The organism is Streptomyces sp. NPDC001851 (genome assembly GCF_040297165.1).
Lineage (GTDB): Bacteria > Actinomycetota > Actinomycetes > Streptomycetales > Streptomycetaceae > Streptomyces.
In genome coordinates this window covers 1-1,060 of the sequence record NZ_JBEOYR010000104.1, presented here as the reverse complement: position 1 = coordinate 1,060, position 1,060 = coordinate 1, and the positions used below count along the sequence as shown (strand labels likewise).

The 1,060-nt window shown below is 49.2% G+C and carries 1 protein-coding gene; it reads left to right on the top strand.

Annotated elements, in window-relative coordinates; genetic code table 11:
* Positions 1-98: 98 nt before the first annotated feature.
* The coding region (locus ABT171_RS41790) for a DEAD/DEAH box helicase (RefSeq protein ID WP_351252209.1) at positions 99-1,060 on the top strand (962 nt) is incomplete at its 3' end.

The window sequence follows — 1,060 nt, the reverse complement described above, 5'->3', positions numbered from 1 at the left end:
GCCGCGTCGATCGCCGGCTTCCCCCAGGAGAGGTCGGCGGGCGCGGCAGGCGTGCCACGGCCGGGGGCCGGGGTGGCTGTACTCAGGCAAAGAAAGCAGTGCCAATTGAACCTGGCGAAATATTTCGCCGACAGCCTAAACCTGAAGGTTTCAATGATATTTATACCAGCCAGGAGCAGGTCTTAGAGAATTGGTTTGGTCGAAGAAAAGAAGCTGATGTTGTGATAAAGCTCCATACAGGTGGAGGGAAAACGCTTGTTGGTCTTCTGATGGCGCAATCTACGCTTAATGAAACTAAAGAACCTGTCCTTTATCTTGCGCCAACACGACAGCTGGTTAAGCAAACCTTAGAGAAAGCTAAGGCGCATGGAATTGCAGCAGTACCTTACGAGAAAGGTAAACCGCTTGCTGAAGATTTCATCAATGGCAAAGCTGTTATGGTGGCAACCTACAAAGCGCTTTTCAACGGGCAAAGTAAATTCGGGGTTCGTGGAGGCGCTAGACCCCCGGTAAAAGTCGGCGCTGTTATCCTTGATGATGCGCAAGTTGCCTTTTCTGATGTGCGCGAGTCTTTCACCTTATCGGTAGATGCAGATAATAATTCTGAGAGTTATGAAGAACAGACCAGCTTATTCAGAAAGGCTTTTCGGGATAGTGATCGGATCGGAACATTCGACGATATCGTCCAAGGCTCAAGTGGCGGCGTTATAGAAGTGCCATATTGGGCATGGCATGAGCAGATTGACACGGTAAGGGAGTATCTGCGGGCAGATGCGGATAATTACGCTTTCGTTTGGCCTCTTCTCAGAGACAATCTACATTTGTGCCATGCTTTGATCAGCCGTAATGCTTTCACTATTACTCCCGTGCTTCCTTTGGTCAACGAGTTCCCTACGTTTTCTGACTCACCTCGTCGAATATACATGTCGGCTACAATTGCGGATGACAGCGAAATTGTCCGAACCTTCGATGCAGATCCACGTTTCGTGGGCAACGCACTAACATCGCGCTCACTTGCTGGTATTAGTGAGCGAATGATACTTATTCCAGATCTTATGCC